We start from the raw sequence: 23,657 nt of genomic DNA on the forward strand, positions 1-23,657 counted from the left end.
CCTGAAAACTCCCCACCTGGATGATATGGCTGCCAGCAGCCTGCGACTGGACCGCTTTTATGCAGCTGCTCCCGTCTGTTCTCCCACGCGCGGCAGCTTTCTTACTGGCAGGCACCCCAACCGCTTTGCCTGCTTCAGCTGGGGGCATACGCTCAGACCGCAGGAAGTTACCGTCGCCGAAGCAGTGAAGTCGGTCGGTTATACCACAGGGCATTTCGGGAAATGGCACCTGGGTTCCGTCCAGGCAAACAGCCCGGTCTCTCCCGGCAACAGCGGGTTTGATGAATGGGTTTCCAGTCCCAACTTTTATGAAAACGATCCTTACATGAGCCACAACGGGGTCGTAAAACAACTGAAGGGGGAAAGTTCACGCGTGACCGTGGATGCGGCCCTGGATTTCATCAAACAGGCAGACAAAGACAAAAAACCGTTTCTGGCAGTGATCTGGTTTGGGAATCCGCATTTGCCTCACGAAGCCGAGTCTGAACTGCAGGAACTCTATCCCGATCAGAAGCCTTACTTCCAAAATTATTTTGGTGAGATCAGCGGCGTCGACCGGGCCATGGGGCATTTACGGGGCCAGCTGAGAGATCTGGGTCTGGCAGAAAATACACTGCTCTGGTTTACCAGCGATAACGGCCCCCGACCGCCACAGTTCAAAAAAGAGGAAGTACGTTCTCAAGCGACCGGCGGACTGGCAGGATACAAAGGCAACCTCTGGGAAGGGGGAGTCCGCGTGCCTTCGATCATCGAGTGGCCGGCTGTCATCAAAAAACCGGAGCTCTCAAACGTGCCCTGCGGTACGATTGATATCTATCCCACCGTCCTGGCCATTACCGGTGCGAAAGTTTCCCATCAGCCTCATCTGGACGGCGTCAGCCTGCTGCCATTAATCGAAGGACAGATGACGGCCCGCGAAAAGCCGATGGGCTTCTGGACCTACCCGGCAAAAGGACATCCCAAACGCAGTACGGATATTCTGCTGGCGCTGCAGAAACAGCAGAAGCCGGGGCAACCCAACCCCGCAGGTCCTGCACCGGATGCAGATGCCGCCAGCCTGGAGACGCAGTATTCCAAAGACGAACTGCCGGGCGCTGCTGCCCTGGTGGACGGCAATTTCAAACTGTTGAAAATGGAAACCAGACAGGGGAAACCCAAATTCACACTCTATGATCTCGCAAAAGATCCCGGAGAAAAACAGGATCTGTCCCAGGTGGATCCCCAGAGACTGAAGAAAATGAAAGCCGCTTTAACTGAATGGCAGCATTCGGTCGTCGACAGTTTGAACGGCAAAGATTACGCCGATTGAGCATCTGCAGCAGACTCGCACTCAGATGAAGAATCGCTTTTTTCCATCACGGTCGGATTGTTTGATTGCAATTGCGGTGTGGAGTCTGCAATAATCGAATTTATAAACATTCATAAGGAAATCGAAAGCGGACTCATCATATCATTATATAGTGCAAGTCTGTTTTACCTGCCAGTTTCCCAGACCGCTTACCTGTCACACTTGATTGAGGAACATTATGAACTCAGGATCTCTCATTCGGCTTTTGAGCCGCTCGTTATTTTCAATGCTCTTGCTGGCCGTCGTCTGTTCAGGGCCGTTAACTGCTGCTGAGGCGAAAAAAGAGTTGAAGGCCGGAATCATTGGCCTGGATACATCGCACGCGATTGCGTTTACGAAAATGCTGAATACGGGAAATCCCGAAGGGGACCTGGCGGGCATTCGTGTGGTCGCCGCTTACCCCAAAGGGAGTCCGGATATTGAATCCAGCACTTCCCGGGTTCCCGGATACATTGAGCAGGTCAAAGCGATGGGCGTGGAAATCGTGCCTTCTATCGATGAGCTGTTGAAGAAAGTCGATGTGGTTTTTCTGGAAACCAATGATGGCCGTCCTCACCTCGAACAGGCGATTCCCGTTTTTCAGGCTGGCAAGCCGGTCTTTATTGATAAGCCGGTCGCTGGATCACTGGTCGATGCCATCGCGCTGTATGAACTGTCCGAGAAATATAATACGCCGATGTTTTCTTCTTCATCGCTGCGGTTTGCCAAAGGTGCTCAGCGTCTGCGAAACGGAGAAGAAGGCAAGATTACCAAATGCAGCACTCACAGCCCCTGCTCACTGGAAGCGACGCACCCCGATCTGTTCTGGTACGGAATTCATGGCGTCGAAACCCTGTTTACCGTGATGGGCCCCGGCTGTCAGTCTGTAAAACGTACTGTCAGCAATGCCGACCGTGATGAAGTCGCCGGCAAGTGGGCAGGCGGACGGGAAGGTCATTTCACCGGCGTTCGTAAAGGAACCCCGAAAGGATACGGCGGAACCGCGGTAGGGGAAAACGGTGAAGTCGCCGTAGGGGGCTACGATGGCTATAAGCCCCTGCTGGTCGAGATTGCCAAATTCTTCCGCTCCGGTAAAGCACCCGTCAGTCCTGAAGAAACACTTGAAATCTACACCTTTATGGAAGCCGCCGACGAAAGTAAACGTCAGGGGGGAGCCGAAGTCACGCTCGCCAGCGTTTATGAAAAAGCAGAAAAAGAAGCACATGCCAAACTGAAGAAACTGGATCTGGCAGATGCCGGCAGCGCCGCTCCCGATAACACACTGACTGCTGCAGAAAAAGAAGCAGGCTGGAAACTGCTGTTCAACGGCAAAGATTATTCAGGCTGGAAATGCAATAACGGCAAACCGATTGACGCTCCGATTGAAGATGGCGCGCTGGTCCCCTATAAGTCGGGTGGTTACCTGATCGTGTATGATAAACCCTTCGCTGATTTCAAATTCAAATGCGATGTGAAGATGCCCGAAGAATGTAACTCGGGAATTTTCTTCCGGGTAGGTGATCTTAAAAATCCGGTGCAGACCGGTTTCGAAGCACAGGTACTCACGGGTGAAGGAACGGGCATGCACGACTTCGGTGCGATCTACGATCTGGTTGCTCCTTCCGTCAATCGTGCCAGCAAACCGGGTGAGTGGACGAATATCGAGATTACCTGCAATGGCCCTCATGTCTCCGTCGCCGTCAACAATGAGATCGTTGCCAAACTGAATGCCGACGAGTGGACCGAGCCGGGGAAACGCCTCGATGGTTCCGATCACAAATTCAAAGACGCCGTCAAAGACTTTCCCCGCAAAGGTTACCTGGGATTTCAGGATCACGGGCACAAAGTCTGGTATAAGAATGTAAAGTTGCTCGCACTGTAAGCCGAAATTAACATTAGTAAGAAATAAACAGAGTTACCCGCCACCTGAAAGCACAGAGTTTTTCAGGTGGTTTTTTTATGCAGACCACGCAGCTCCTGAGGGTGGTTTGTGTTCCCGGTGAGTGCCGGCGAGATGGAATTGAGCGATCCTCTGGCCGGTTCTCACTAATGGGAATCAGGGAAAACATGAGAGTTTGAACTACGAATCGAAATTTTCTGATGCAGAATCGAAAATGATCTATTTTGTACCTTGCTTTCACTACAAAAAGGGGGGGATCTGTGTAAAATAGCCGCGAATTATTGGGCAACCAGATGGGTTGCGCCTATAAAGATGCAGAGAACTTCCAGAATGTCTGTCGTGTTTTGAACAGCGTTCAGATGGTTTTTTAAACCACATCAGGCGAGTCAAACGAGAAAACTCGTGATATTCAGGTTCATAATTCAATGATTACTATTAAAAAAGGGCTGGATCTGCCAATCGCAGGCGCGCCTTCTGCTTTGATCGAAAACGGGCCGTTTGTTCGATCGGTTGCTCTGATTGGCCCTGATTATATTGGTATGAAACCCACGCTGGCTGTTGAAGTTGGCGACACTGTCAAAAAAGGGCAGTTACTTTTCAGCGATAAAAAAACCGAAGGCGTGTTCTATACAGCGCCGGTTGCCGGAAAAATCGCGGAAATCAATCGTGGTGCCAAACGCGCTTTTCAATCGATGGTGATTGAAGTAGAAGGTGATGGCGAAGAAACTTTCACTTCCTACGGCGACAGCGACCTCACCAGCCTGACACGCGAGCAGGTACAGGACAATCTGCTGAAATCCGGTCTGTGGACCAGCCTGCGAACCCGCCCTTACAGTCGTGTTCCTTCGCCGGAAACCACCCCACATTCCATTTTTGTAACCGCCATCGACACCAATCCGCTCGCGCCACCTCCCGAAGTGGTGTTGAGTGAAGAGCCCCGGGCATTCACTCAGGGACTGCAGGTTCTGAAGTCACTGACGGAAGGCAAGCTGTATCTGTGCAAGGCTCCCGGCACGAATCTGCCTGGTCTGGAACTGGATTTCGTGACGGTAGAAGAATTCGGCGGACCCCATCCTGCAGGGCTGGTCGGCACACACATTCACTTCCTGGATCCTGTCAACGAAAAGAAAACAGTCTGGTACATCAACTACCAGGACGTGATTGCGATTGGAAAACTGTTTGCCACCGGTAAACTCTCTTCTGAACGGGTGATCTCAATAGCAGGTCCTGTCGTGAAAGAACCTAAACTGGTCAGGACCGTAATGGGGGCCAGTATCACTGACCTGGTTGAAGGCAACCTGGAAGGCGATATGGATCGCCTGATTTCCGGCTCCGCGCTTTCCGGACGTACAGCACAGGGGCCGTTTGCTTACCTAGGGCGTTATGCCTTGCAGGTTACTGCACTTAAAGAAGGCACACATCGGGACTTTCTGGGATGGATGGGACCTGGTTTCAACAAATTTTCTGTTGTTCCCGTATTCGCTTCGTCCTGGGTCGGGCAGGGCAAAAAGGTTGCGTTCACCACATCAACCGAAGGCAGTAAGCGAGCCATGATTCCCATCGGGACTTATGAAAAAGTGATGCCTCTGGATATCCTGCCAACATTCCTCCTGCGTGCCCTGATTACAGAAGATACCGAACAGGCAAAACAGCTGGGTTGCCTGGAACTTGATGAAGAAGATCTGTCGTTATGCACGTTTGTCTGCCCGGGCAAATACAACTATGGGTCTCTGTTGCGTAAGAGTTTGACAACAATTGAAGTAGAAGGCTAAGTTCGGGTCTCCCCGGGAAGGGGGCGCCAGGACTGGATGAGCTGGCCTGCAGGTAAGTGACTGTTTGCCTGATCGATAAAAAATATTGAAAGACGTAAACCCCAGTTGTCAGGTGCGAAGCCGGTCGGCTTCCTTTGGCAATCGATTATTAGTCAAAGCCGGTGGTGTCCTGGCAGACTATGTTTCGGGGGCATCAAACAAGAAAGATAAACCACGAAATGAAGCCGTTACGAAATCTTCTTGATAAAGTACACCCCCTCTTCGATAAAGGGGGTAAGTTCGAGAAGCTTTACCCACTCTATGAAGCGCAAGATACGTTTCTATATACTCCGGGTGAAGTGACCCACGAAGCCTCACACGTGCGTGACTCGATCGATTTGAAACGCATGATGAGTATGGTGATCGTAGCTTTGATCCCCTGTGTTTTCATGGCGATGTACAACACGGGCTATCAGGCAAATGCCGCGATGAGCGCCATGGGCATCGATAGTGTGCCCGGCTGGCGTGGCGCGGTGATGGCCGCCATTGGTGTGACTCCCGAAGCCGGCAGCCTGGTTTCCAACCTGGTCCACGGTGCCCTGTACTTTCTGCCGGTCTATATTGTCTGTATGGCCGTCGGCGGTGCTTGGGAAGGCCTGTTCTGCATCATTCGTCGGCATGAGATCAACGAAGGCTTCCTGGTCACCGGGATGCTGTTTCCGCTCACTCTGCCTCCCACGATTCCACTCTGGCAGGTGGCGCTGGGCATTAGTTTCGGTGTGGTCGTCGGTAAGGAAATCTTTGGGGGAACCGGTAAGAACTTCCTCAACCCGGCCTTAACTGCCCGGGCCTTTTTATACTTTGCCTATCCGGCTCAGATCGTGGGCGACACGGTCTGGACTGCCGTCGATGGCTTCAGCGGTGCGACTTCTCTGGGGCAGCTGGCAGTGGCCACTCCCGAAGTCGGCATGAAAGCGATTACCAATTCTGTTGCTGATGGCGGCCTGGGAATCACCTGGATGCAGGCCTTCATGGGACAGATTCAGGGTTCCATGGGTGAGACCTCGACATTTGCCTGTCTGCTGGGCGCGATCTTCCTGATTCTGGCAGGCATCGGGTCCTGGCGGGTGATGGCTGGTGTGCTGGTCGGTGCGATGGGGCTTTCTCTGCTGCTGTACATGATCGGCAGTAACACGAACGCCATGTTCGCGATGCCTCCCCAATGGCATCTGGTGGTCGGGGGACTGGCCTTTGGCCTGGTCTTTATGGCGACCGATCCGGTCTCTGCCGCGATGACCGATACTGGTCGCTGGTATTATGGAATTTTGATTGGTGGTATGACGATCCTGATTCGGGTTGTCAATCCGGCGTATCCAGAGGGGATCATGCTGGCCATTCTGTTCGGGAATGTCTTTGCACCTCTGATTGACTACTACGTTGTTCAAGCAAACATTAAAAGAAGGTTGGCGCGAAATGTCGCGTGATTCAATAGGATTCACATTTATGGTGTCGGCCGCGTTGTGTGTGGCCTGCTCGATTCTCGTCTCCGGGGCTGCGGTCGGACTGCGCAGCAAGCAGGAACTGAATAAAGAAAACGAGCGCAAAAAAAACATTCTCTCCGCTGCCGGACTGATTCAGCCCGGGGATGGAGCAGATGTGAGAAAAATTTACGATGAGCGAGTCAAAGGCATCATCGTCGATTTGAACACCGGCGAAGTTGTCACCGACGACAAAGCCCTGTTTCCTGATCCGCAGGAATATGATCAGAAGGCAGCCGCCGATAATCCCAAGATGAGTATGAAACTGGATTCCACACAGGATCTGGCCGGTATTAAACGCCGCGAAAACTATTCCTGGGTCTATCACATTTATGATGAAAACGGAAAACTGTCTCAGTACGTGTTGCCGATTCGGGGCAAAGGACTCTGGTCTACCCTCTGGGGCTTTCTGGCACTGGAAACAGACTTGACGACGGTTGCCGGTCTGACCTTCTATGAACATGGCGAAACACCGGGCCTCGGCGGTGAAGTTGATAATCCCAAGTGGAAATCACAATGGATTGGCAAAGAAGCCTATGCGAACGACTTTCAGCCTGACCTGGAAGTGATTAAGGGAACGGTCAATCCACAGTCTCCGAATGCCATTCATGAAGTCGACGGCCTGTCCGGTGCGACGATTACCTCGCGCGGCGTCACACACCTGCTGGATTTCTGGCTGGGTGATTTAGGGTTTAAACCTTATCTCGAACGCGTTCGAGAAAAGGAGGAAAAATAACGATGAATTCAAAACAGAAAAAAGCCCTGACTGGACCGATTCTGGATAACAATCCGATCGCGTTACAGATTCTCGGGATCTGTTCGGCTCTGGCTGTGACCACCAAAATGGAAACCGCGCTGGTGATGAGTATCGCTGTGACACTGGTGACTGCCTGCTCTAATGCAGCGGTCGCTTCAATTCGACTGCAGATTCCCAGCAGCATCCGTATCATCGTGCAGATGACGATTATCGCGTCGCTGGTGATTCTGGTTGACCAGTTCCTGAAAGCATTCGCATTCGGAATCAGCAAACAGCTGTCCGTGTTCGTGGGTCTGATCATTACCAACTGTATCGTGATGGGACGTGCCGAAGGCTTCGCCATGAAAAATGAGCCCGGCATCAGCTTCCTGGACGGGATCGGCAACGGCCTGGGTTATTCAGCGGTCCTGATGCTGGTGGCGTTCTTCCGCGAACTGTTCGGTTCCGGCAGCCTGTTCGGGATTCAACTTATGAAACTAAGTCGTGACGGTGGCTGGTACGAGGCCAATGGCCTGATGTTACTGCCGCCCAGCGCGTTTTTTATTATCGGTTTTACGATCTGGATTCTGAGATCACTGAAGACCGATCAGATTGAGGAGGCATAACATGTGGGAACATTATCTGAGCCTGTTTATCAAGTGTCTCTTCGTCGAGAACCTGGCGCTGGCCTTCTTCCTGGGGATGTGTACCTTTCTGGCCGTTTCCAAGAACGTGAAAACGGCCATGGGTCTGGGGATCGCCGTGATCGTGATTCAGACCATCACCGTGCCCGTGAATAATGTGATCTATCAGCATCTGCTGAAAAAAGGAGCACTGGCCTGGGCCGGTTACCCGAATGTTGACCTGACGTTTGTCGGTCTGATCTGTTATATCGGCGTGATTGCCGCGATGGTACAGATCCTGGAAATGACTCTGGATCGCTATGTTCCGGCACTTTATAACTCACTGGGGATTTTCCTTCCGCTGATTACCGTGAACTGTGCGATCCTCGGTGGGACGCTGTTTATGGTCGAGCGGGATTATAACTTCCCTGAAAGCTGTGTGTTTGGTTTTGGTTCCGGAGTGGGCTGGGCCCTGGCGATTGTCGCACTGGCAGGCGTACGCGAAAAAATGAAATACAGTGACATACCACCTGGTTTACGCGGGCTGGGCATCACGTTCATTACCGTGGGACTGATGGCGATGGCCTTTATGGCCTTCTCCGGTATCCAACTGTAAGACTTCACTAGATTACTGACTTTTTAGAGCGGTCGACGTTTCATCATGGTTATAGAAATTCTGTTTGGCGTTATTATGTTCACGGGCATCGTGCTTGCCCTGGTCGCCATTATTCTGATTGCAAAATCAAAACTGGTTGCCTCCGGGAATGTCACGATCACGGTCAATGAGCAGAAAAAGATCGCAGTCCCCGCGGGCGGAAAACTTCTAAACGCGCTGGCTGAAAACCAGATCTTTGTTTCTTCGGCCTGTGGCGGCGGTGGAACCTGTGCCCAGTGTGAAGTCAAAGTGCTGCACGGCGGAGGTGACATCCTGCCGACCGAACGATCCCACTTCAATAACCGTGAAGTCCGTGAAGGCTGCCGCCTCTCCTGCCAGGTGCCGGTCAAGAACGATATGGATATTGAAGTTCCGCCGGAAGTCTTCGAGACCAAAAAGTGGGTCTGCAAAGTACGCTCCAACGACAACGTTGCCACGTTCATTAAGGAACTCATTCTGGAACTGCCCGAAGGCGAAGACGTTGCCTTCAAAGCCGGTGGTTTCATCCAGATCGAAGCACCGCCTCACCACCTGAAATACAGTGAATTTGATATTCCTGACGAATACAAAGAGGACTGGGATAAATTCAACTTATGGCGTTTCGAATCCAAAGTGAACGAAGAAACGATTCGCGCCTATTCCATGGCCAACTATCCCGGGGAAAAAGGGATCATCATGTTGAACGTGCGTGTCGCTTCCCCGCCGCCACGCTCACCGGATGGCACACCGCCTGGTAAAATGTCTTCCTACATTTTCAATTTGAAGCCCGGCGATGAAGTGACCATTTCCGGTCCTTACGGGGAATTCTTCATCGCTGACACCGAAGCCGAGATGATCTACATCGGCGGTGGTGCCGGTATGGCTCCGCTGCGGTCTCACATCTATGAACTGTTCAAGGAACGCAAGACCAACCGGAAAGTCTCTTACTGGTACGGTGCCCGCAGCATGCGGGAAATGTTCTATGAAGATGAGTTCCGTGCCATCGAAAAAGACTTCGATAACTTCAAAATGCATATCGCATTGTCCGATCCGATGCCGGAAGATAACTGGACCGGCCTGGAAGGGTTCATTCACCAGGTGCTGCTGGATGAATATCTGAGTAAACACCCGGCTCCAGAAGACTGCGAATACTACATCTGTGGTCCGCCCATGATGCTTTCCGCCGTCCGAAACATGCTGGATGATCTGGGTGTCGAACCTGAGAACATCAGATACGATGACTTCGGTTAAGACGAGATGCGTTTCGGCCTGGCATCTCACGCTGTTACTGCTGTTAAGTGTAACAGTTGTAGCCTGTCAGTCCGGGCAGAATCCGTCCACGACACAGGCGCTGCAGAAAGTACAGATCGAGGGACCCACGATGGGGACCTCGTATCATATTACCATCTGCGCTGATTCTGCAGAGGCCATCAACAATCAGCAGATCCAACAGGACGTTGATGAACTGCTGAAAAAAATCAATCAGCAGATGTCAACGTATATCAAAACCTCGGAGCTGTCGCAGTTTAACCAGGCGACTGCGGAGGAGTGGTTTGCGGTTTCTGCTCCGCTGGTGAAAGTTGTGGACGCGGGACTGAAGCTCAGTAAGCAGAGCGATGGTGCCTTTGATATGACCGTGGGTCCGCTGGTCAATCTATGGCACTTCGGGCCCGATCCGGGGAAGCGAACGATACCGCAAGAGAGCCGCATTGAAGCCGCACGCAAGAGTGTGGGCTATCACCATATTCAGGTGCAACACGATCCGCCGGCTTTGAAGAAGACGATACCGGATGTCTATCTCGATCTCTCGGCGATTGCCAAAGGTTATGCCGTCGATGAGGTGGGGGCCTACCTGGAATCACAGTCGTTTCAGAATTACCTGGTCGAAATCGGGGGTGAAATGCGGGCGCGGGGCGTCAATCAGCAGGGGCAGCCCTGGAAAGTCGGGATCGAGAAACCGGTCAGCGATCAACGGGTCGTACAGCATGTCTTTCCGCTGGATAATCTGTCGATGGCGACTTCTGGCAACTATCGCAATTTTTTTGAAGTGGAAGGCGTCAGTTACTCTCATACCATCAATCCCCGTACGGGATACCCGGTCAAACATACACTCGCTTCAGTGACTGTCGTGGGGGAAAATTGTATGAACTGTGACGCCCTGGCGACTTGCCTGATGGTATTAGGCCCCGATGAGGGGTATAATTGGTGTAAAGCAGGGAAGATCGCCGCTTATTTCATCGTGAAAACAGAGACCGGCTTTTCGGAACGCTACTCGCCGCAGTGGCGACAAATATTTGGAGAGGTAAACGAAAAATGATGTCTACAATCCTGTTTGCTCTCGGTATCTTTGTACTGGCGTTCCTGGGAATGGCCGTCGGCGTTATTTTCAGTAACCGCTGTATTAAAGGCTCCTGCGGTGGAATTGCCAACCTGGATGGTATGGAAGGCTGTTCTGAATGTGGAGGTTGTTCCATTTCCGATAAAAAGAAGCAGCAGGCCGAACAGATGTCTGCCGCCGGTTCCTGTGCGATCGAAGACGAGAAATAACTGCGCTGCAGTTGCTTTCCAGTCCCCTCTCGCTATCACGACACTTTGACGTGTTTTCTGCGCTACTGGAATCATTCGCCGGGAAAATCTCAAGATTTCCACTGGCAGAGCGAATCAGATATGAGACAATACAGACAGCGGTTACAACCACGAAGGGTGAGAACCGCCTGTTCCTGTCAGATCAGAACAATCTTAAGCTCAGTACATTCTAAATAAACGAGACCATCAGTTCTCGAGAGGAGACAGCGATGTCGATGGATGATCAACAGCCGGAACCCGTGCACGTTTCTACAGAAGAGGCCTGCTCTACGGACGAAGCCTGCGACCAGACGCAGAGCCAGACAGAGACGCAAGGTGAACGGAGGCGGAAATCAGAGTCTTCCAGTGTCCCGAATTCCATCGAGCGACTTCGCTCGGAATTCGACAAACTGCTGGGCGTCGCTGTCGAGCAGGGGGAACGCGCGCTGGACAGGCTGGGACTGTTTGGCAATGAAGCTGTCTGGATGCCACGTGTCGATGTTCTGGAACTGGAAGAGAAGGTGCAGGTCTCATTTGATCTGCCCGGCGTAACCGCCGAAGAAATTAATATCACGCTGGCGGGCAACATGTTGACGATTGCCGGCAGTCGCAGTACAGGAACGTTTACGACCTCCGGTCAGACGGCGCGCGTCAGTGAGCGTCCTTCAGGTCAGTTTCGTCGTTCGGTTCCGATGCCGGTTGCCGTCGATCCCGATAAAGTGACAGCTTCGGTCCAGAATGGGATTCTGAGTGTCGAGCTGGAAAAGTCGTCGACTGTAAAACCGCGTCAGATTCCGATCAGCAGTGCCGCCGGTACCAGCTTTTAGAGCGCATCACATTTAACCATCGCGTCTTTCAACCTGTTTTAGATCGTTAGAGTTCTCTGATGACCTGCGGCTCGACGGACTGTCCCGGCTGCAGGTTCATGCTGGGGGCGATAATCAGTCGGTCCCCGGCCTGGATTCCCTGTTCGATTTCGGCGTCAAAATCGTTCATCACGCCGGTTTTGACATCCGTCAGGATGGCTCTGTTATTGCGGACTACATACGCCTGCCACTGTCCCGAAGCACTGCGAAACAGGGTTGACCGCGAGACTTTGACTACATCCGGCTTGATCTCCGTATAAATTTTAACGCGGACCCGATAATCGGTGCCCAGGTTCCGCCGCTGTTGTTTCAACTGCTTCCACAGATTCTGGTCGAAGCTGATAATCACTTTCACGCGCTGCTGTTCGACTCCCAGTGAAGAGACTTTGGTAAAGCCTTTGGGGTAGATCCGTTTGACCTTGCCGCGCACGGATTGCCTGCCCAGCGCGGGACCTTCAATATCGACGAGCGAACCGATCTGAATATCCCCGACATATTGAGAGAGGACGTCCGCTTCAACTTCGAGTTCCTGCAGGCGTCCGATTTCCAGCAGAATGTCTCCGGCGGCCAGTGTGCGTTCATTGGAATAGTTTCTGGTCAGGATCGTCCCATCGACGGGACTGCGCATCGTGGCCCGTTTCTGGTCGCGGAGCAGCTGGTCCAGCCGGGACTGGGCTTCCTTCTGTTCTTCCTGCAGCACCGCAGTGGAGAGTTCTTTTTTCTCTTTGTATTTCAGAATCGAGATCTTGCCAATCTGCATGGCGCTCTGGATCGCCTGCAGGGAACGCCAGGTTAAAATGTCTTTCTGATAATCGATTTCGCTCTGTTTCTTGAACAGGTCCGCTTCGTTGAGTTCGCTTTCTGATAGTGCTTTCTGTTTGAAGAGCTGATATTTGCGGTCGAATTCATCCCGGGCGTATTGCCATTTGGCATGACTGGCATCCTGCTGTTTGCTGGCGGCTTCGACAGTCAGGTCCATCGACTTCAGGAATTCATCGAACTGCACCAGCGAGTTGTCTTCCAGTCGGGTATCGGACTGCTCAATGATTTTTCGCGCGAATTGTTCCACGCGATACCGGGCTTTGGCCACTTCCGCATCCAGGTCGGACGTATCCATGACGGCGACGATCTGGCCTTCCGTCACTTTCTCATCTTCTTCCACGGTGATCGGCAAGATGCGACCGTTTAACGGCATGGCGATGCGGTAGATGCGGGACAGGCTGGTCCTGGCCCGTTCCTCGATGAAGGCCTTGACTTCACCTTTTTCAGCAACAGTGACATCCACCGGGAGCGGCGCATCGGAGAAGAGGTAGAAGGCCCCCAGGCCGACGAGCAGGACCACCATGATGATGATTGATTTGCGGGACATGTTTATTCCTTTACATTGAGCGCGGTGAGCCAGTCCATATTACGGATGGCTTTCTGCACCGGCCAGTGAGAAATCAGGGTGAAAATAATTCCCAGCAGAACCGTGTAAACCCAGCTCATGGCATCGATGGTAAATGGCATCCGGAACAGCTCCGTATCGTAAGCAATGTTAATGCCTTTCGAGGCCCAGTAACCGGCGGGCAGTCCCAGCAGAATGCCGGGCAGGTTCACACAAAAACTCTCTCGCAGAAAGATCGAACCAACTTCCGCGGGAGTGTACCCGAGCACGCGGAGTGTGGCGATTTCCTGCTGCCGTTCTGATAGCGAGATGAGGGAAGCATTCAAAATGCTGCCAAAGAAAATCAGGCAGGAAAACACGATGACGACGACGATCATCACAATCATCTGATCCACGAGCACTTCCTGCAGTTTGTCTTTCTGATCGCGAATCGAAGTGACCGACTGTATGGCGGGGATCTGTTTGACCTGCCGATAAATCTGGCGGGTGACCTCCGGTCGGGGACTGGTTTTTAACTGCACGCTGGTGAGGGTTTGGGATTCCCCCATCAGGCGATTCAGGTAATCGAAGTCGGCATAGACGGTGAGCCCCAGGTAGCTGTCGATGATTTTCATGACGGGCACCTGTCTGGCGATCCGATCGCCGGCGACCGGAATCATTTCGAGGGAATCGCCCGCCTGGATCTGCAGGATGTCAGCCAGCTTACGCGTGACCAGAATGCCTGTCTCCGGTATGGCGACGCGGTTGCCTGCGGTGTCACGGGGAATGGTCAGCTGCGCGTTCTCTGTGATTCCCGTGATGCCGACTTTCTTTTCATGGATTCCATTTTTCAGCGTGCAGCCGATGTGAAACAGGGGTTCGGCCTCATCGACGCCGGCCAACTGCTGAGATTCGAGTAAAGCTGCATAATCATGGTCGTCTTTGAAGCTGATGTCGATGTCGCTCAGCAGCAGTTTGTCATACTGGAAATTGAGCAGCGCAAACGCGGAGTCGTACATGGAGAAGGTCACCAGCAGCAGCATTGCGCCCACGGTCGCAGAGAGCAGGCCTCCCAGGGTTCGCGTACGATTCCGAAAGATGTCGCGCAATACGAGTTGCCAGCGAAAGTCGAGTGCATTCCAGAAGGCAGGAATCTTCTCCAGTAATATTCGTCGGGCCCGCAAAGGGGGTTTGGGACGCATCGCTTCTGCCGGCGAAAGTCGCACGACCGATCGAACGCCTCGATAGGTTCCCAGCACCGCAAAGAAGATGCTGATCAGCATGCCCAGCAGGATGACCCGGGGATACATCTGGTTGACGAGGGAGGGGAATTCAAAAAAGTTACGATATTGGGCCGTCATGGCACCGGCCAGCGAATAGCCGATGAAAATTCCCAGCAACCCGCCTGCGATTCCGATCAGCAGGCCGAACTGGATGAAGTGCAGAAAGATTTCCTGGTTGGAATAACCGAGGGCTTTGAGGGTGCCCACGATGGTCCGCTGCTGTTCCGCCATGCGTGACATCAACAGATTCAGCGCCAGCGCAGCGACAATCAGAAAAATTGTGGGCAGAATTGTGGCGCTGACTTTGAGACCGTCAATTTCGCTTTTAAGAAACCAGTGTGATGACTGCTGTGCCAGGGGTGTGGTGGAAAACACGCCATACTCGTCGAGATTCAATTCCAGCTGATCGAGTATCAGCCGGACGCGATCCGGGCTTTGAAATTCAGGCGCCAGGTGTCCCAAAACCTGATTGGCGGCACCTTCGAAACCAAACACATCTTCAGCGTAATCATGTTTCAGATAAAATACGCCATACGATTCCGGTTCGGGAACCAGACCTCCTGGGCCGAGCAGGTAGACGAATTCGGAACTGATGGCGGTGCCCACAATCAGCAGGCCCTGCAGCCGGTGGTTCAAAATCAACTGGATATGATCCCCCGGCAGCAGATTGTGGGCTCGGGCGAAGGCATCGTTGAGGATGACTTCTTCCTGGCGCTGATCGGTGAAGTAGCTTCCCTGCTTGATGACAATACGGTTGATGGGCGGATTTTCGTGGGCCGGCAGGGATACCGCCTGGCCGGACAATGGCTTTTCGACTCCTTCCAGCGAAGCGGTGACTTCGAACACAATGCGGGGCAGAATACTTGTCACGCCGGGAACATCGGTCAAAGCGGCCAGGTCTCCGGTCGGAACTTTTTTCAGCTCCACTGAGAAGTCGGCCATCTGACAGAGTCGATAATAACTCTGGCGGGAATACTCGAGATTGTCATAAGTCGATGACATGGCGATAAAACAGCCGATGCCGACGGCAATGATACTGATGATCGCGATCAGCACCCCTTTGGCAGCGAATAACTCCCGCATTAATTTTCGATGCAGAACGTTCATTACCAGGTGACCTGATTCGCGGGGACAGGCTGTGGATTGATGCGGGTTTCAGCAATGGTGCCGGAACCGATACGAATCACCCGTTGTGCCATTTTTCCGATGGCGGAGTTATGGGTGATAATCACGACAGTCTTGCCCAGCTCCCGATTCAGATTCCCGAGCACTTCGAGGATTTTGCGACCCGTGGAAAGATCGAGTGCGCCCGTGGGTTCATCGCACAGCAGCAGTTCCGGATTTTTCACCAGCGCCCGGGCAATGGCCACCCGCTGCTGTTCTCCGCCTGAAAGCTGGGACGGAAAATGATTTGCCCGATCCGCCAGGCCGACCAGTTCCAGCGCATCGTCAGGCGACATGGGATCGTCACTGATATCTGCAGCGACGATGACGTTTTCCCGCGCGGTCAGTGTGGGAACGAGATTATAAAACTGAAACACAAAGCCGATATTTTCGCGGCGGTAACGGGTCAACTGCTGTTCGTTGAACTCGGAAATGTTCTGCTGGTGGAAAAATACGTCACCTGCAGTGGGAACATCAATGCCGCCCACGATATTCAACAGCGTGCTTTTCCCGGAACCGGAAGGGCCGACGATCACCAGGAATTCCCTGGCGAAAATATCGAGATCGACATTATGTAACACAGGAACAGAGACATCCCCGGTGAAATATGTTTTGGAAATCGATTTGAGAGCGAGCAGGATCGAACGCTCCTGGTTCTGCAGAGAAGGGAGTGCGTCGGTATCAGAAGCCGCCATGTTGTGATCTCGAAGCAGTAGAGGTGAATTACGTTACCTGGCAGGGGGCGTCCCTTTTCCACTTTCAATGTACTGGTCTCGTTGCCGTGCGTATTCTTCGGCAGTGATGTCTTCCGACGCCGTCGATGGCACATCCCCTGTTTCGGCGTTGCCTGATTTCTCGTACTCGGCGAAATAGCGTTTCAGGTAAGGAACACACCAGCCACAGCCGGTGCCGGCGCCTCCACATTCACTCAGCTGGCTGGCGCGCCGCGGGCGATGGATACGCAGATGGTTGATGATTTTTCGTTTACTGATATGAAAACAGTAACAGACTTTGTCGTCGAGTTTCACAATAGATACTAATTTCGTATTCGCCGGTAACCCGGTTCAGAATAAAGCGGAGACGTGATCGATCAAAACAGAAACGGTCAGCTCCAAGTGGTTAATTCAGGGAGCAGCAGCTCTTTCTATGTAAATCTTATTTGATTTCACCCTGAATGTCAGGGCTCCTTCGCTCAATATCTGCTCTAATAAATTTGAGAGAGTCGTATTTCTTCGGGAAAGCGCAATCGGCGTTTCCAGCAGACGGGGGTCATTTTTGACATTCTCTGCCAGCTCGAACCGGGTATCGAGCATTTCTTCAAACTGAATCATCATTGTTTTCAGGGGGATTTCATCTGTCTGGCGGAACTCGAGAATCGGGATCTGCAGCGCAAGTGTCACATCGGTCTGAGGCATAGCGGGTTGTGCCACAGGTTGAGGTTTGGGCGCAATCAGCGGAGGCAGGTTCTCCGGTTTGGCAGCAATTAATACCTGGTGTGCGAAGGGCACGTCGACAGCCTGGTCCGGGACTTCCGGTTCAGGTTGGTTCTGATTTTCATCAGCCGGTAATTCAGGAACCGCTTGGGCCATCGGCGTCTGATCCGCAGGAGTGTCAGTGGTCTCTGACTCCGCATCCGCGGCAACGGTTTCTGGTTCAGCTGCCTGGTTGTCGGCAATTTGAGCAGACGGGCGGTCATCGAAGAGGATCAGCAGTAACAGGATGAGGGCACCGGTGCCCGCGACAAGCCAGGCCATCAGGACGGGACTCGCCAGCAGATAAGTTCCCGCTTTCTGCAACTGCTTCCATCCGGTACGGGCCTTGATTACCAGGGGAGAGGGACCTGTGGGCTTCGGTTCCGGCTCGATATGGGAGATGCTGAGTTCACCTTGTGGGGTCGAAGTGATACGCAGTTGCTGCCCACAGTCGGGGCAGGGGAAGGTACTGCCTTCAACCTGTCTGTTGCGCATGCGAAGCATGGCCTGGCAGTGAGGGCATTGAAAGGTGGTGATATCCATCAGCGATCACCTGTGACGGGAATTCAGATAGCGCCTGATTATTGGGCAGGCGGAAACTCATATGTTTTCAGATTGTTCTGTTGCGCGAACGGCTTACTGGTTACGGTTGCCGTTTTCGCATTTTCATCAATGATCAGGCACATCTGATCCTGGTCTTTGACATTGAAGATGGCCTGAATGGTCTCTAATGCGGAGACCGTACCGAGGTTCATTGTCTGCCTCATGTTCTGGGTGTAACCGACCAGTTTTAAACCGGCTCCATCCAGAATGATCTTCGTTTTGGTTTCATCGGCAATATAAGCCAGAACTTCTTCCAGCGGCATGCGTTTGAAATCGACTTCGAGTTTCATCTTCAGCCGGTCCACCACCTTGTCCGGCAGTTGCGGTCCGGTTGGTCTGGGTTTGGCTTTAACGGAGAAGTCAGTGCGCGTGGATTCATCCCAGGTTAACAGGCTGGCCAGCGCCAGGTTTGGTGCCGCCCGTTCCGGGAGATTGCTGACCAACTGGGCGTAGCGCTCGCCTGATTGCTCCTGGTTGGCCATGCTGAAGGCTTTGAGCATCGCGGGAAAGCGGCCGATCACTTTACGGCTGCCGATGGTTCCCGGATTCATTTTTCGCACCCCTTGCAGCATTTCTTCAGGCAGTACATCAAGCTGTTCTTTGAGGTTAATTGCCAGTTTTCCCGGCCGAATCATCGTCGAATTGCGGAACGTCCATTCGGAATAAAAATCATCCGCACCGAGATGCATGCTCCAGGCAACGGTCTCAACATCTTCGCCGAGCCAGTCCAGAAACTCGTTCAGAAAAGGATGTGCTTTTTCCGGAAGCAATACGTCCTGCTGTCGACGGACTTCATCGGGATCGAAGACGATGGTCAGGTGTCGATCGCGGTCTGTCTGTTTGAGGATCGATTCAATGCCAGGTGAGGTGCTGCTATCGTACTCGCGTGATTCTGCCATCTCTGCAGCCCGGAGATTTCCCGGAGGGCCGATGACATAGGTGTTTTCATCAACAATCATCGAGGAATATTTGTCACCGGAATAGACGGGAAAACTGTAGTCGTCGAGTCGCTGGCCATCGAATTGTGCTATCAGTTCCGAGCGTTTGAGGGGCTCCGTGGGTCGGATCACCGCGGCGTACTCGGGTGGTGCTCCCGGTGAACCCAGAATCAGATAGAAGGTCAGTTCTTCAATCTGGGCAGGTCCGGTCAGGCAGATTTCTTTGATTTTCTGTTCGGCCCAGATCCCGACCGGTCCGAGACAGGCACGAAATTCTTCGCCCTGGGAACCGGGGGCCCAGAGTGCGGCGGGGTGTAGATGAATCAGGATCCGTGTACCAGCGGGAACATACAGCAGGCGGATCGGCGTTCCGTTTGTCGGGCTGGGAGCCACTTTGGCTGGAGGCGTATAGGTTTGAGTCGAAGCTACGGTGGAACTGGCAGCGGCAGACGGTGCCGGCGCGGGTTTAGCCGGTTTGGTGGCGATGGTCTCTTCGACCTGATCCCAGGCGAAGTAGCCGCCGACTCCGATCAGGAGCAGGACAATCACGATGCTGGCAATCGTTACGTTTCTGCGTTTTGCATTTTTGCGGCGTAACTCACGCAACCGCGCGACGCCGGCATTTTCTGTAGACTCGACTGCGATGTCGGGAAACGCGGGACCGGTGTTTCCTGTATCGACGCCGGGAGCAGGCGTGGTGTTAATCACGGGCGGAGCGGAGGTATCAATCTGAGGCAGACCCGATGCGGGCGGCTTCACCGCGGGTTCCGGCGCAGCAGGAGGTGGTGTCACGGGATCATCGGGTACCCACTTGGCAGAAGTCCCCACGACTGGCGTGGTGGGTTGTGCCAGTTCAATCTGAATGGATTCTTCCTGCCGGGGTGGTGCAGACGGCGGGGGGGTGACCTGTTCGATTTGCGGATCGGAGGCGGGCGGATTGTCAACAGGTGCAGTCGGGGCAGAGCGTTCACTGCTGGCGGGAGTCGTCATGGCGGGAAGTTTCAAAACAAAAGCCTGTTTACAGTTGGGGCATTTTGCTTTTTTTCCGAGCAGACTTTTATCGCGGAGCTTGAGTTTTTTTTTGCAGTGAGGGCAAGGGACAGCAATGGTTGACATGAATCAGCCTGTCAGGTGTGGTTTCTTTAAAGTCAGTTACAGTCAGGATTAAAGCGGAAGTCAGGCGACCGCTTTTGCGCAGCACTTCTGTTTATCATACGTCGAGAGAAGCAGTGCTGCCAAGTCTTTTTGAGGCTAGTTTTGGATTCCACCGGCATTTGCTGAAGCGAAATCAGGTAGTCGCCGACCTCACCCCCGCGACTTCCTGGGATGATAACTCGGCCAACTTCGGTAGTGATCATGTTGGTGGGGCGCATTTCGTGTTCGCCGATGGTTCCGTGCATTTTCTCTCAAGAGAACATGAATTTCACGGTATACCAACATTTGAGCGATAAAGACGACGGTAATACTGTCGAATTCCCGTAATCGGACTTCTGTAAATCGCTTTCATTCAGACGGCAGCGGCGGGAACAGCGCAGACACCTCAGCTAGATACCAGGTGGTGCTGCTTTTCCTGCCGAAGTTGATCGATTCTGCATTATTTCCCCGACACTAAGTACCTGCTGCCGATTCTTTTCTCAGGGACGATTCTATCTGGTTGTGAAGCCAGGTTGGAGACCCCCGAAAAGCCTGCTGATACTGCGTCCGTATCCGGAAAAGTGACTTTGAATGGCAGCCCGGTCACTTCAGGGCAGGTCGGGTTATATTCAGTCGATTATGGCACGCTTATCCAGGGTGATCTTGATAAGAAAGGGGAATTTACCATTGCAGACCCTGTGGCTCCCGGTGACTACCAGGTCTTTTTTATCGGTACGAAAGGGATGCCTGATAAATACATAAGTGAAACCTCAAGTGACTACATCGTGACTGTTAAGGATGAAGCGAATCAACTGACGATCGATATCAAGTCCTGATTCGTCGGGAAACCACTGCCCTGTTCCCCGCTTAACCGAAGAGTCCTTTGATGACGGCACCTCCTTCAACCAGCCTGACCGGGCGGCCGACGGGGGTGTGCAGTTCCATCTCGGCGTCCATCTGCATGGCTTTGCACATGGATTGAAACAGGTCGTCGACCTGAACCGGGTCTTCGGTGATTTCCTGACCATTTTCGTCCGTTTTGCCGATGACCTGTCCACCTTTGATGCCGGCGCCTGCCATCAGCAGGTTAAAGTTTCTGACCCAGTGGTCACGACCGGGGGCAGGGGGGCGGGCATTGATCTTGGGAGTGCGACCGAATTCGCCCATGCAGAGTACCAGCGTTTTTTCCAGCAGTCCCCGTTGTTTGAGATCCAGCAGGAGTTGAGACAGTCCCTGGTCGACTTCCGGGGCGCGACGTTCCATGCTGCGGAAGACATTGGTGTGCATGTCCCAGCCGGTGCTGCGGACTTCCACAAACGGGACGCCTGCTTCGACCAGCCGACGGGCAACCAGCAGGCCCTGTCCGGTCTGTGATTTTCCGTAGGCTTCCTGCATGGCGGCGGGTTCATCATCGAATTGAAACGCCTTCAGCCGCGGCGAGGTCATCATCAGGTTGGCTTTCTGATAGAGTTCGCTCTGTTCCTTCACCAGCGCCGCTGCGCCCGCCTGGGCGAATTCATTCTCCTGCTGGCTGAGTAAAGCGAGCCTTCTGCGTTGCCGCAAATCAGATGTCGTGTTGACGACGTTGTCCGGCAACATACCCGGGCGATCAATGATGAAGGGAGCCACCTGGACTCCCAGAAAGCCCGAACTCAGGGTTTGACCGATACTGACAAAATTAGGGATATCGGATTGCGGGTCTCCCAGTTCGGGGGCCACAACCGAGCCAAAGTGCGGGAACTTTTCGATGCCCATCATGCGATGTCCGGTATGCAGGTGATAGGTGCCTCGTTCGTGGGCAGCCTCTTTCCCGGTCATGGCGCGAATCACGGCGATTTCATTCATCACGCCCGCGATTTTGGGCCAGTGATGCGCGATTTCGACTCCGGGCGTCTGAGTCTGAATTTTTTTCGTTTCTCCTCCGTTGGGTGTACCCGGTTTGGGATCCCAGGTTTCCAACTGGCTGGGAGCACCGGCCAGCCAGAGCAGAATGCAGGAACGACCCTCTTTTTTCAGATCCTCGGCGTGCAGGCGAAACTGAGAGAGCAGAGACGATCCACCAACTCCCAGGGCGGCTGTCTGCAGAAAATTGCGGCGCGACAATCTGCCACTTCGATTCAGATTCAGGTGTAAGAGCGCATCGGTTTGCATTTGACTGTTCCTGTGTGTGGAGTCTGTCAGCGTTTAGTGCGAAACTCAGTGGAATTGAGCAGAACCCAGAGCAGGTCGTCGACGGCTTCGTCGCGTTTTTCTGACTCACGCAGATAGCTGAGATTACGCTCCCGTTCGGACGGGGTCGCATGTCGGGCCAGGACATTCAGATAGAGTGACTGAACCAGATCCGTATCGGAAGGGAGGCTCAACAGCCGCTGTTTCAGTTCGCTCTGTGAGAGCCTGGTCTGCAGTTCCCGGTTATTCATCATCAGCAGTGCCTGTTGGATTGAACCTTCCAGCGCATCCTGCGGGAGGGAGGGGTTCATATCAAAGGCCTGGATGATTTCTTTACGAATGGACGGGGCTTCTCCGATCAGGTTTTCGACCGAGTCGGCAATCACGTCGGGACGCAAACGCGCGGGTCTGACTGCGGTAAACAAGTCCGCTGCAGAGTCGCTGGTACGGATCTCGCGTTGATAAGCCTTTGAGTTCATGATCAGCCGAAAAACCCATTTGGGGTCGAAGTCTTTATAGCGAAAGTTGGCGGCGATGCGATTCACGACCGGTTTGTGAATGACTTCACTGTCAGGTCCGAGGCTGTCGACATCGTAGAAGCCATCGCCGAGGAGTTCACTCCAGATGCGATTCACATAAGCCCGCGCGAACCAGTAATTTTTGGGGTTGTAAGCCAGGTAAGCCGCGATCGAAACACGGCGTGCGTCGGCTTTCATTTCCTCGTGTGGTTTTTCGCCCAGCAAAAAGCGGGGCTGGACGACAGTCTGGACCTTGGGGTCAGTCTGGTCAGGCATTTTGTAGGTGTAAGGATGAAAAAACGCTGCCAGTTCGTGGAACTGTTCCCGCTTCCAGTTGTCGAAAGGATGGTCATGGCATTCGGCACATTTGATGCTGATGCCCATGAAAATACGGGCCGTCTGAGAGGCGAGTTCGGTAGACTTGTTTTCGCAGGCCAGCACAAAATTATTGGGACCATAATCCTGCCCATAGTCGTTACGAACCGCTTTATTCCGCTCGGGAGTTGCCGAGATCAGCATTACGGTGATGTAATCCCAGGGAGCGCCTTGATTGAACTGTTCTGCCAGCCAGTTTTCCAGTGCCTGGGGATCAACGCGGTTTTTGTTTGCTTCGCTTTCATAAAAAATCACCGAGGTCCAGTAGCGGGCCCATTTGCGTCCATACGCCGGCGATTCCAGTAATTCATCAATGAGTGCACTGCGTTTGCCCGGATGCGCATCTTTGATAAAGGCTGCTATTTTTTCCGGATCAGGTAGCTGCCCGGTCAGATCCAGCGAGGCCCTTCTGAGGAAGGTCTCATCATCCACTGGTTCTGCTAACGCCTGAGTGGCAGGCCCCAGTTCCTGTTCGAGCGCCTGATCCAGATCGGCGGAGCTGAAGTTGATCCGCTGCGCGATGCGGCGAGTGGGCATGGTCTGCCTGATGTAACCCAGCAGTTGCATTTTCTGCTCCTGGGTTTTTAACGGAGGCAAATTCAACGGCGGCGTTTTTTTTGCCGCGTTCTTTTTTGGTGCTGCCGACGAAGAGACTGAAATAATCAGACAAGTCAAGGCAACTAGAACGATCCATC

21 protein-coding genes are annotated in these 23,657 nt (G+C 53.2%); 13 read left to right on the forward strand and 8 right to left on the reverse strand.

Features of this window, described 5'->3' with window-relative positions:
- The 11 genes from AACZ40_RS07370 to AACZ40_RS07420 all read left to right on the forward strand — a co-directional run.
- On the forward strand, positions 1-1,309 hold a 1,309-nt coding region (locus tag AACZ40_RS07370; RefSeq protein WP_339673783.1), incomplete at its 5' end, for a sulfatase-like hydrolase/transferase.
- A 217-nt stretch (positions 1,310-1,526) separates the two neighbouring features.
- Positions 1,527-3,209, forward strand: a complete 1,683-nt coding sequence (locus tag AACZ40_RS07375; RefSeq protein ID WP_291168177.1) for a family 16 glycoside hydrolase — start codon at positions 1,527-1,529, stop codon at positions 3,207-3,209.
- A 443-nt stretch (positions 3,210-3,652) separates the two neighbouring features.
- Positions 3,653-4,999: a Na(+)-translocating NADH-quinone reductase subunit A gene (locus AACZ40_RS07380; protein WP_291168179.1), complete on the forward strand. Its 1,347-nt coding sequence runs from the start codon at positions 3,653-3,655 to the stop codon at positions 4,997-4,999.
- A 218-nt stretch (positions 5,000-5,217) separates the two neighbouring features.
- Positions 5,218-6,462, forward strand: a complete 1,245-nt coding sequence (locus AACZ40_RS07385; RefSeq protein WP_291168181.1) for an NADH:ubiquinone reductase (Na(+)-transporting) subunit B — start codon at positions 5,218-5,220, stop codon at positions 6,460-6,462.
- Positions 6,452-7,252 carry a Na(+)-translocating NADH-quinone reductase subunit C gene (locus AACZ40_RS07390; RefSeq protein WP_291168183.1) on the forward strand — a complete coding sequence of 267 codons (801 nt, stop codon included), beginning with the start codon at positions 6,452-6,454 and terminating at the stop codon, positions 7,250-7,252. The genes AACZ40_RS07385 and AACZ40_RS07390 overlap by 11 nt, the downstream gene beginning before the upstream one ends.
- Before the next feature lie 2 nt (positions 7,253-7,254).
- On the forward strand, positions 7,255-7,878 hold the full coding sequence (locus AACZ40_RS07395; RefSeq protein WP_291168185.1) for an NADH:ubiquinone reductase (Na(+)-transporting) subunit D: 624 nt from the start codon (positions 7,255-7,257) through the stop codon (positions 7,876-7,878).
- Position 7,879: 1 nt separating this feature from the next.
- Complete coding sequence (nqrE, locus tag AACZ40_RS07400; protein ID WP_291168187.1) at positions 7,880-8,491, forward strand: NADH:ubiquinone reductase (Na(+)-transporting) subunit E; 612 nt, start codon at positions 7,880-7,882, stop codon at positions 8,489-8,491.
- Positions 8,492-8,536: 45 nt separating this feature from the next.
- On the forward strand, positions 8,537-9,760 hold the full coding sequence (gene nqrF / locus AACZ40_RS07405) for an NADH:ubiquinone reductase (Na(+)-transporting) subunit F (protein WP_291168189.1): 1,224 nt from the start codon (positions 8,537-8,539) through the stop codon (positions 9,758-9,760).
- Positions 9,720-10,826: an FAD:protein FMN transferase gene (locus tag AACZ40_RS07410; protein ID WP_291168191.1), complete on the forward strand. Its 1,107-nt coding sequence runs from the start codon at positions 9,720-9,722 to the stop codon at positions 10,824-10,826. Before nqrF ends, AACZ40_RS07410 begins: the two co-directional genes overlap by 41 nt.
- Positions 10,823-11,056 carry a (Na+)-NQR maturation NqrM gene (gene nqrM, locus AACZ40_RS07415; protein ID WP_291168193.1) on the forward strand — a complete coding sequence of 78 codons (234 nt, stop codon included), beginning with the start codon at positions 10,823-10,825 and terminating at the stop codon, positions 11,054-11,056. The genes AACZ40_RS07410 and nqrM overlap by 4 nt, the downstream gene beginning before the upstream one ends.
- A 248-nt stretch (positions 11,057-11,304) precedes the next feature.
- The gene (locus AACZ40_RS07420; protein ID WP_291168195.1) at positions 11,305-11,901 is read left to right on the forward strand and encodes an Hsp20/alpha crystallin family protein; all 597 of its coding nucleotides are present in this window, start codon (positions 11,305-11,307) and stop codon (positions 11,899-11,901) included.
- 46 nt (positions 11,902-11,947) lie between these two features.
- Here AACZ40_RS07420 and AACZ40_RS07425 read toward each other — a convergent pair whose 3' ends face one another.
- The 6 genes from AACZ40_RS07425 to AACZ40_RS07450 all read right to left on the reverse strand — a co-directional run bounded on the left by AACZ40_RS07425 (position 11,948) and on the right by AACZ40_RS07450 (position 19,882).
- Positions 11,948-13,309, reverse strand: coding sequence for an HlyD family efflux transporter periplasmic adaptor subunit (locus AACZ40_RS07425; protein ID WP_291168197.1), 1,362 nt, complete (start codon positions 13,307-13,309; stop codon positions 11,948-11,950).
- Positions 13,310-13,311: 2 nt separating this feature from the next.
- Positions 13,312-15,696: an FtsX-like permease family protein gene (locus tag AACZ40_RS07430; protein WP_339673793.1), complete on the reverse strand. Its 2,385-nt coding sequence runs from the start codon at positions 15,694-15,696 to the stop codon at positions 13,312-13,314.
- Entirely contained in the window at positions 15,696-16,448 is a 753-nt protein-coding gene (locus tag AACZ40_RS07435; RefSeq protein WP_291168201.1) for an ABC transporter ATP-binding protein, read from the reverse strand. The genes AACZ40_RS07430 and AACZ40_RS07435 overlap by 1 nt, the downstream gene beginning before the upstream one ends.
- A gap of 33 nt (positions 16,449-16,481) precedes the next feature.
- On the reverse strand, positions 16,482-16,781 hold the full coding sequence (locus tag AACZ40_RS07440) for a (2Fe-2S)-binding protein (protein ID WP_291168203.1): 300 nt from the start codon (positions 16,779-16,781) through the stop codon (positions 16,482-16,484).
- A gap of 96 nt (positions 16,782-16,877) precedes the next feature.
- The gene (locus tag AACZ40_RS07445; RefSeq protein WP_291168205.1) at positions 16,878-17,768 is read right to left on the reverse strand and encodes a hypothetical protein; all 891 of its coding nucleotides are present in this window, start codon (positions 17,766-17,768) and stop codon (positions 16,878-16,880) included.
- A gap of 38 nt (positions 17,769-17,806) precedes the next feature.
- Positions 17,807-19,882, reverse strand: a complete 2,076-nt coding sequence (locus AACZ40_RS07450) for a hypothetical protein (RefSeq protein WP_291168207.1) — start codon at positions 19,880-19,882, stop codon at positions 17,807-17,809.
- 113 nt (positions 19,883-19,995) lie between these two features.
- On the opposite strand from AACZ40_RS07450, the gene AACZ40_RS07455 reads away from it, so the two are divergent.
- Positions 19,996-20,217: an H-X9-DG-CTERM domain-containing protein gene (locus AACZ40_RS07455; protein WP_291168294.1), complete on the forward strand. Its 222-nt coding sequence runs from the start codon at positions 19,996-19,998 to the stop codon at positions 20,215-20,217.
- A gap of 216 nt (positions 20,218-20,433) precedes the next feature.
- On the forward strand, positions 20,434-20,736 hold the full coding sequence (locus AACZ40_RS07460; RefSeq protein ID WP_291168208.1) for a hypothetical protein: 303 nt from the start codon (positions 20,434-20,436) through the stop codon (positions 20,734-20,736).
- A 31-nt stretch (positions 20,737-20,767) separates the two neighbouring features.
- Here the strand turns inward: AACZ40_RS07460 and AACZ40_RS07465 are convergent, their stop codons facing one another.
- Both AACZ40_RS07465 and AACZ40_RS07470 read right to left on the reverse strand, forming a co-directional pair.
- The gene (locus AACZ40_RS07465) at positions 20,768-22,051 is read right to left on the reverse strand and encodes a DUF1501 domain-containing protein (protein ID WP_339673798.1); all 1,284 of its coding nucleotides are present in this window, start codon (positions 22,049-22,051) and stop codon (positions 20,768-20,770) included.
- Positions 22,052-22,077: 26 nt separating this feature from the next.
- Positions 22,078-23,529 carry a DUF1549 domain-containing protein gene (locus AACZ40_RS07470; protein WP_291168210.1) on the reverse strand — a complete coding sequence of 484 codons (1,452 nt, stop codon included), beginning with the start codon at positions 23,527-23,529 and terminating at the stop codon, positions 22,078-22,080.
- Positions 23,530-23,657 lie beyond the last annotated feature (128 nt).

It is taken from the genome of uncultured Gimesia sp. (genome assembly GCF_963972345.1).
Lineage (GTDB): Bacteria > Planctomycetota > Planctomycetia > Planctomycetales > Planctomycetaceae > Gimesia.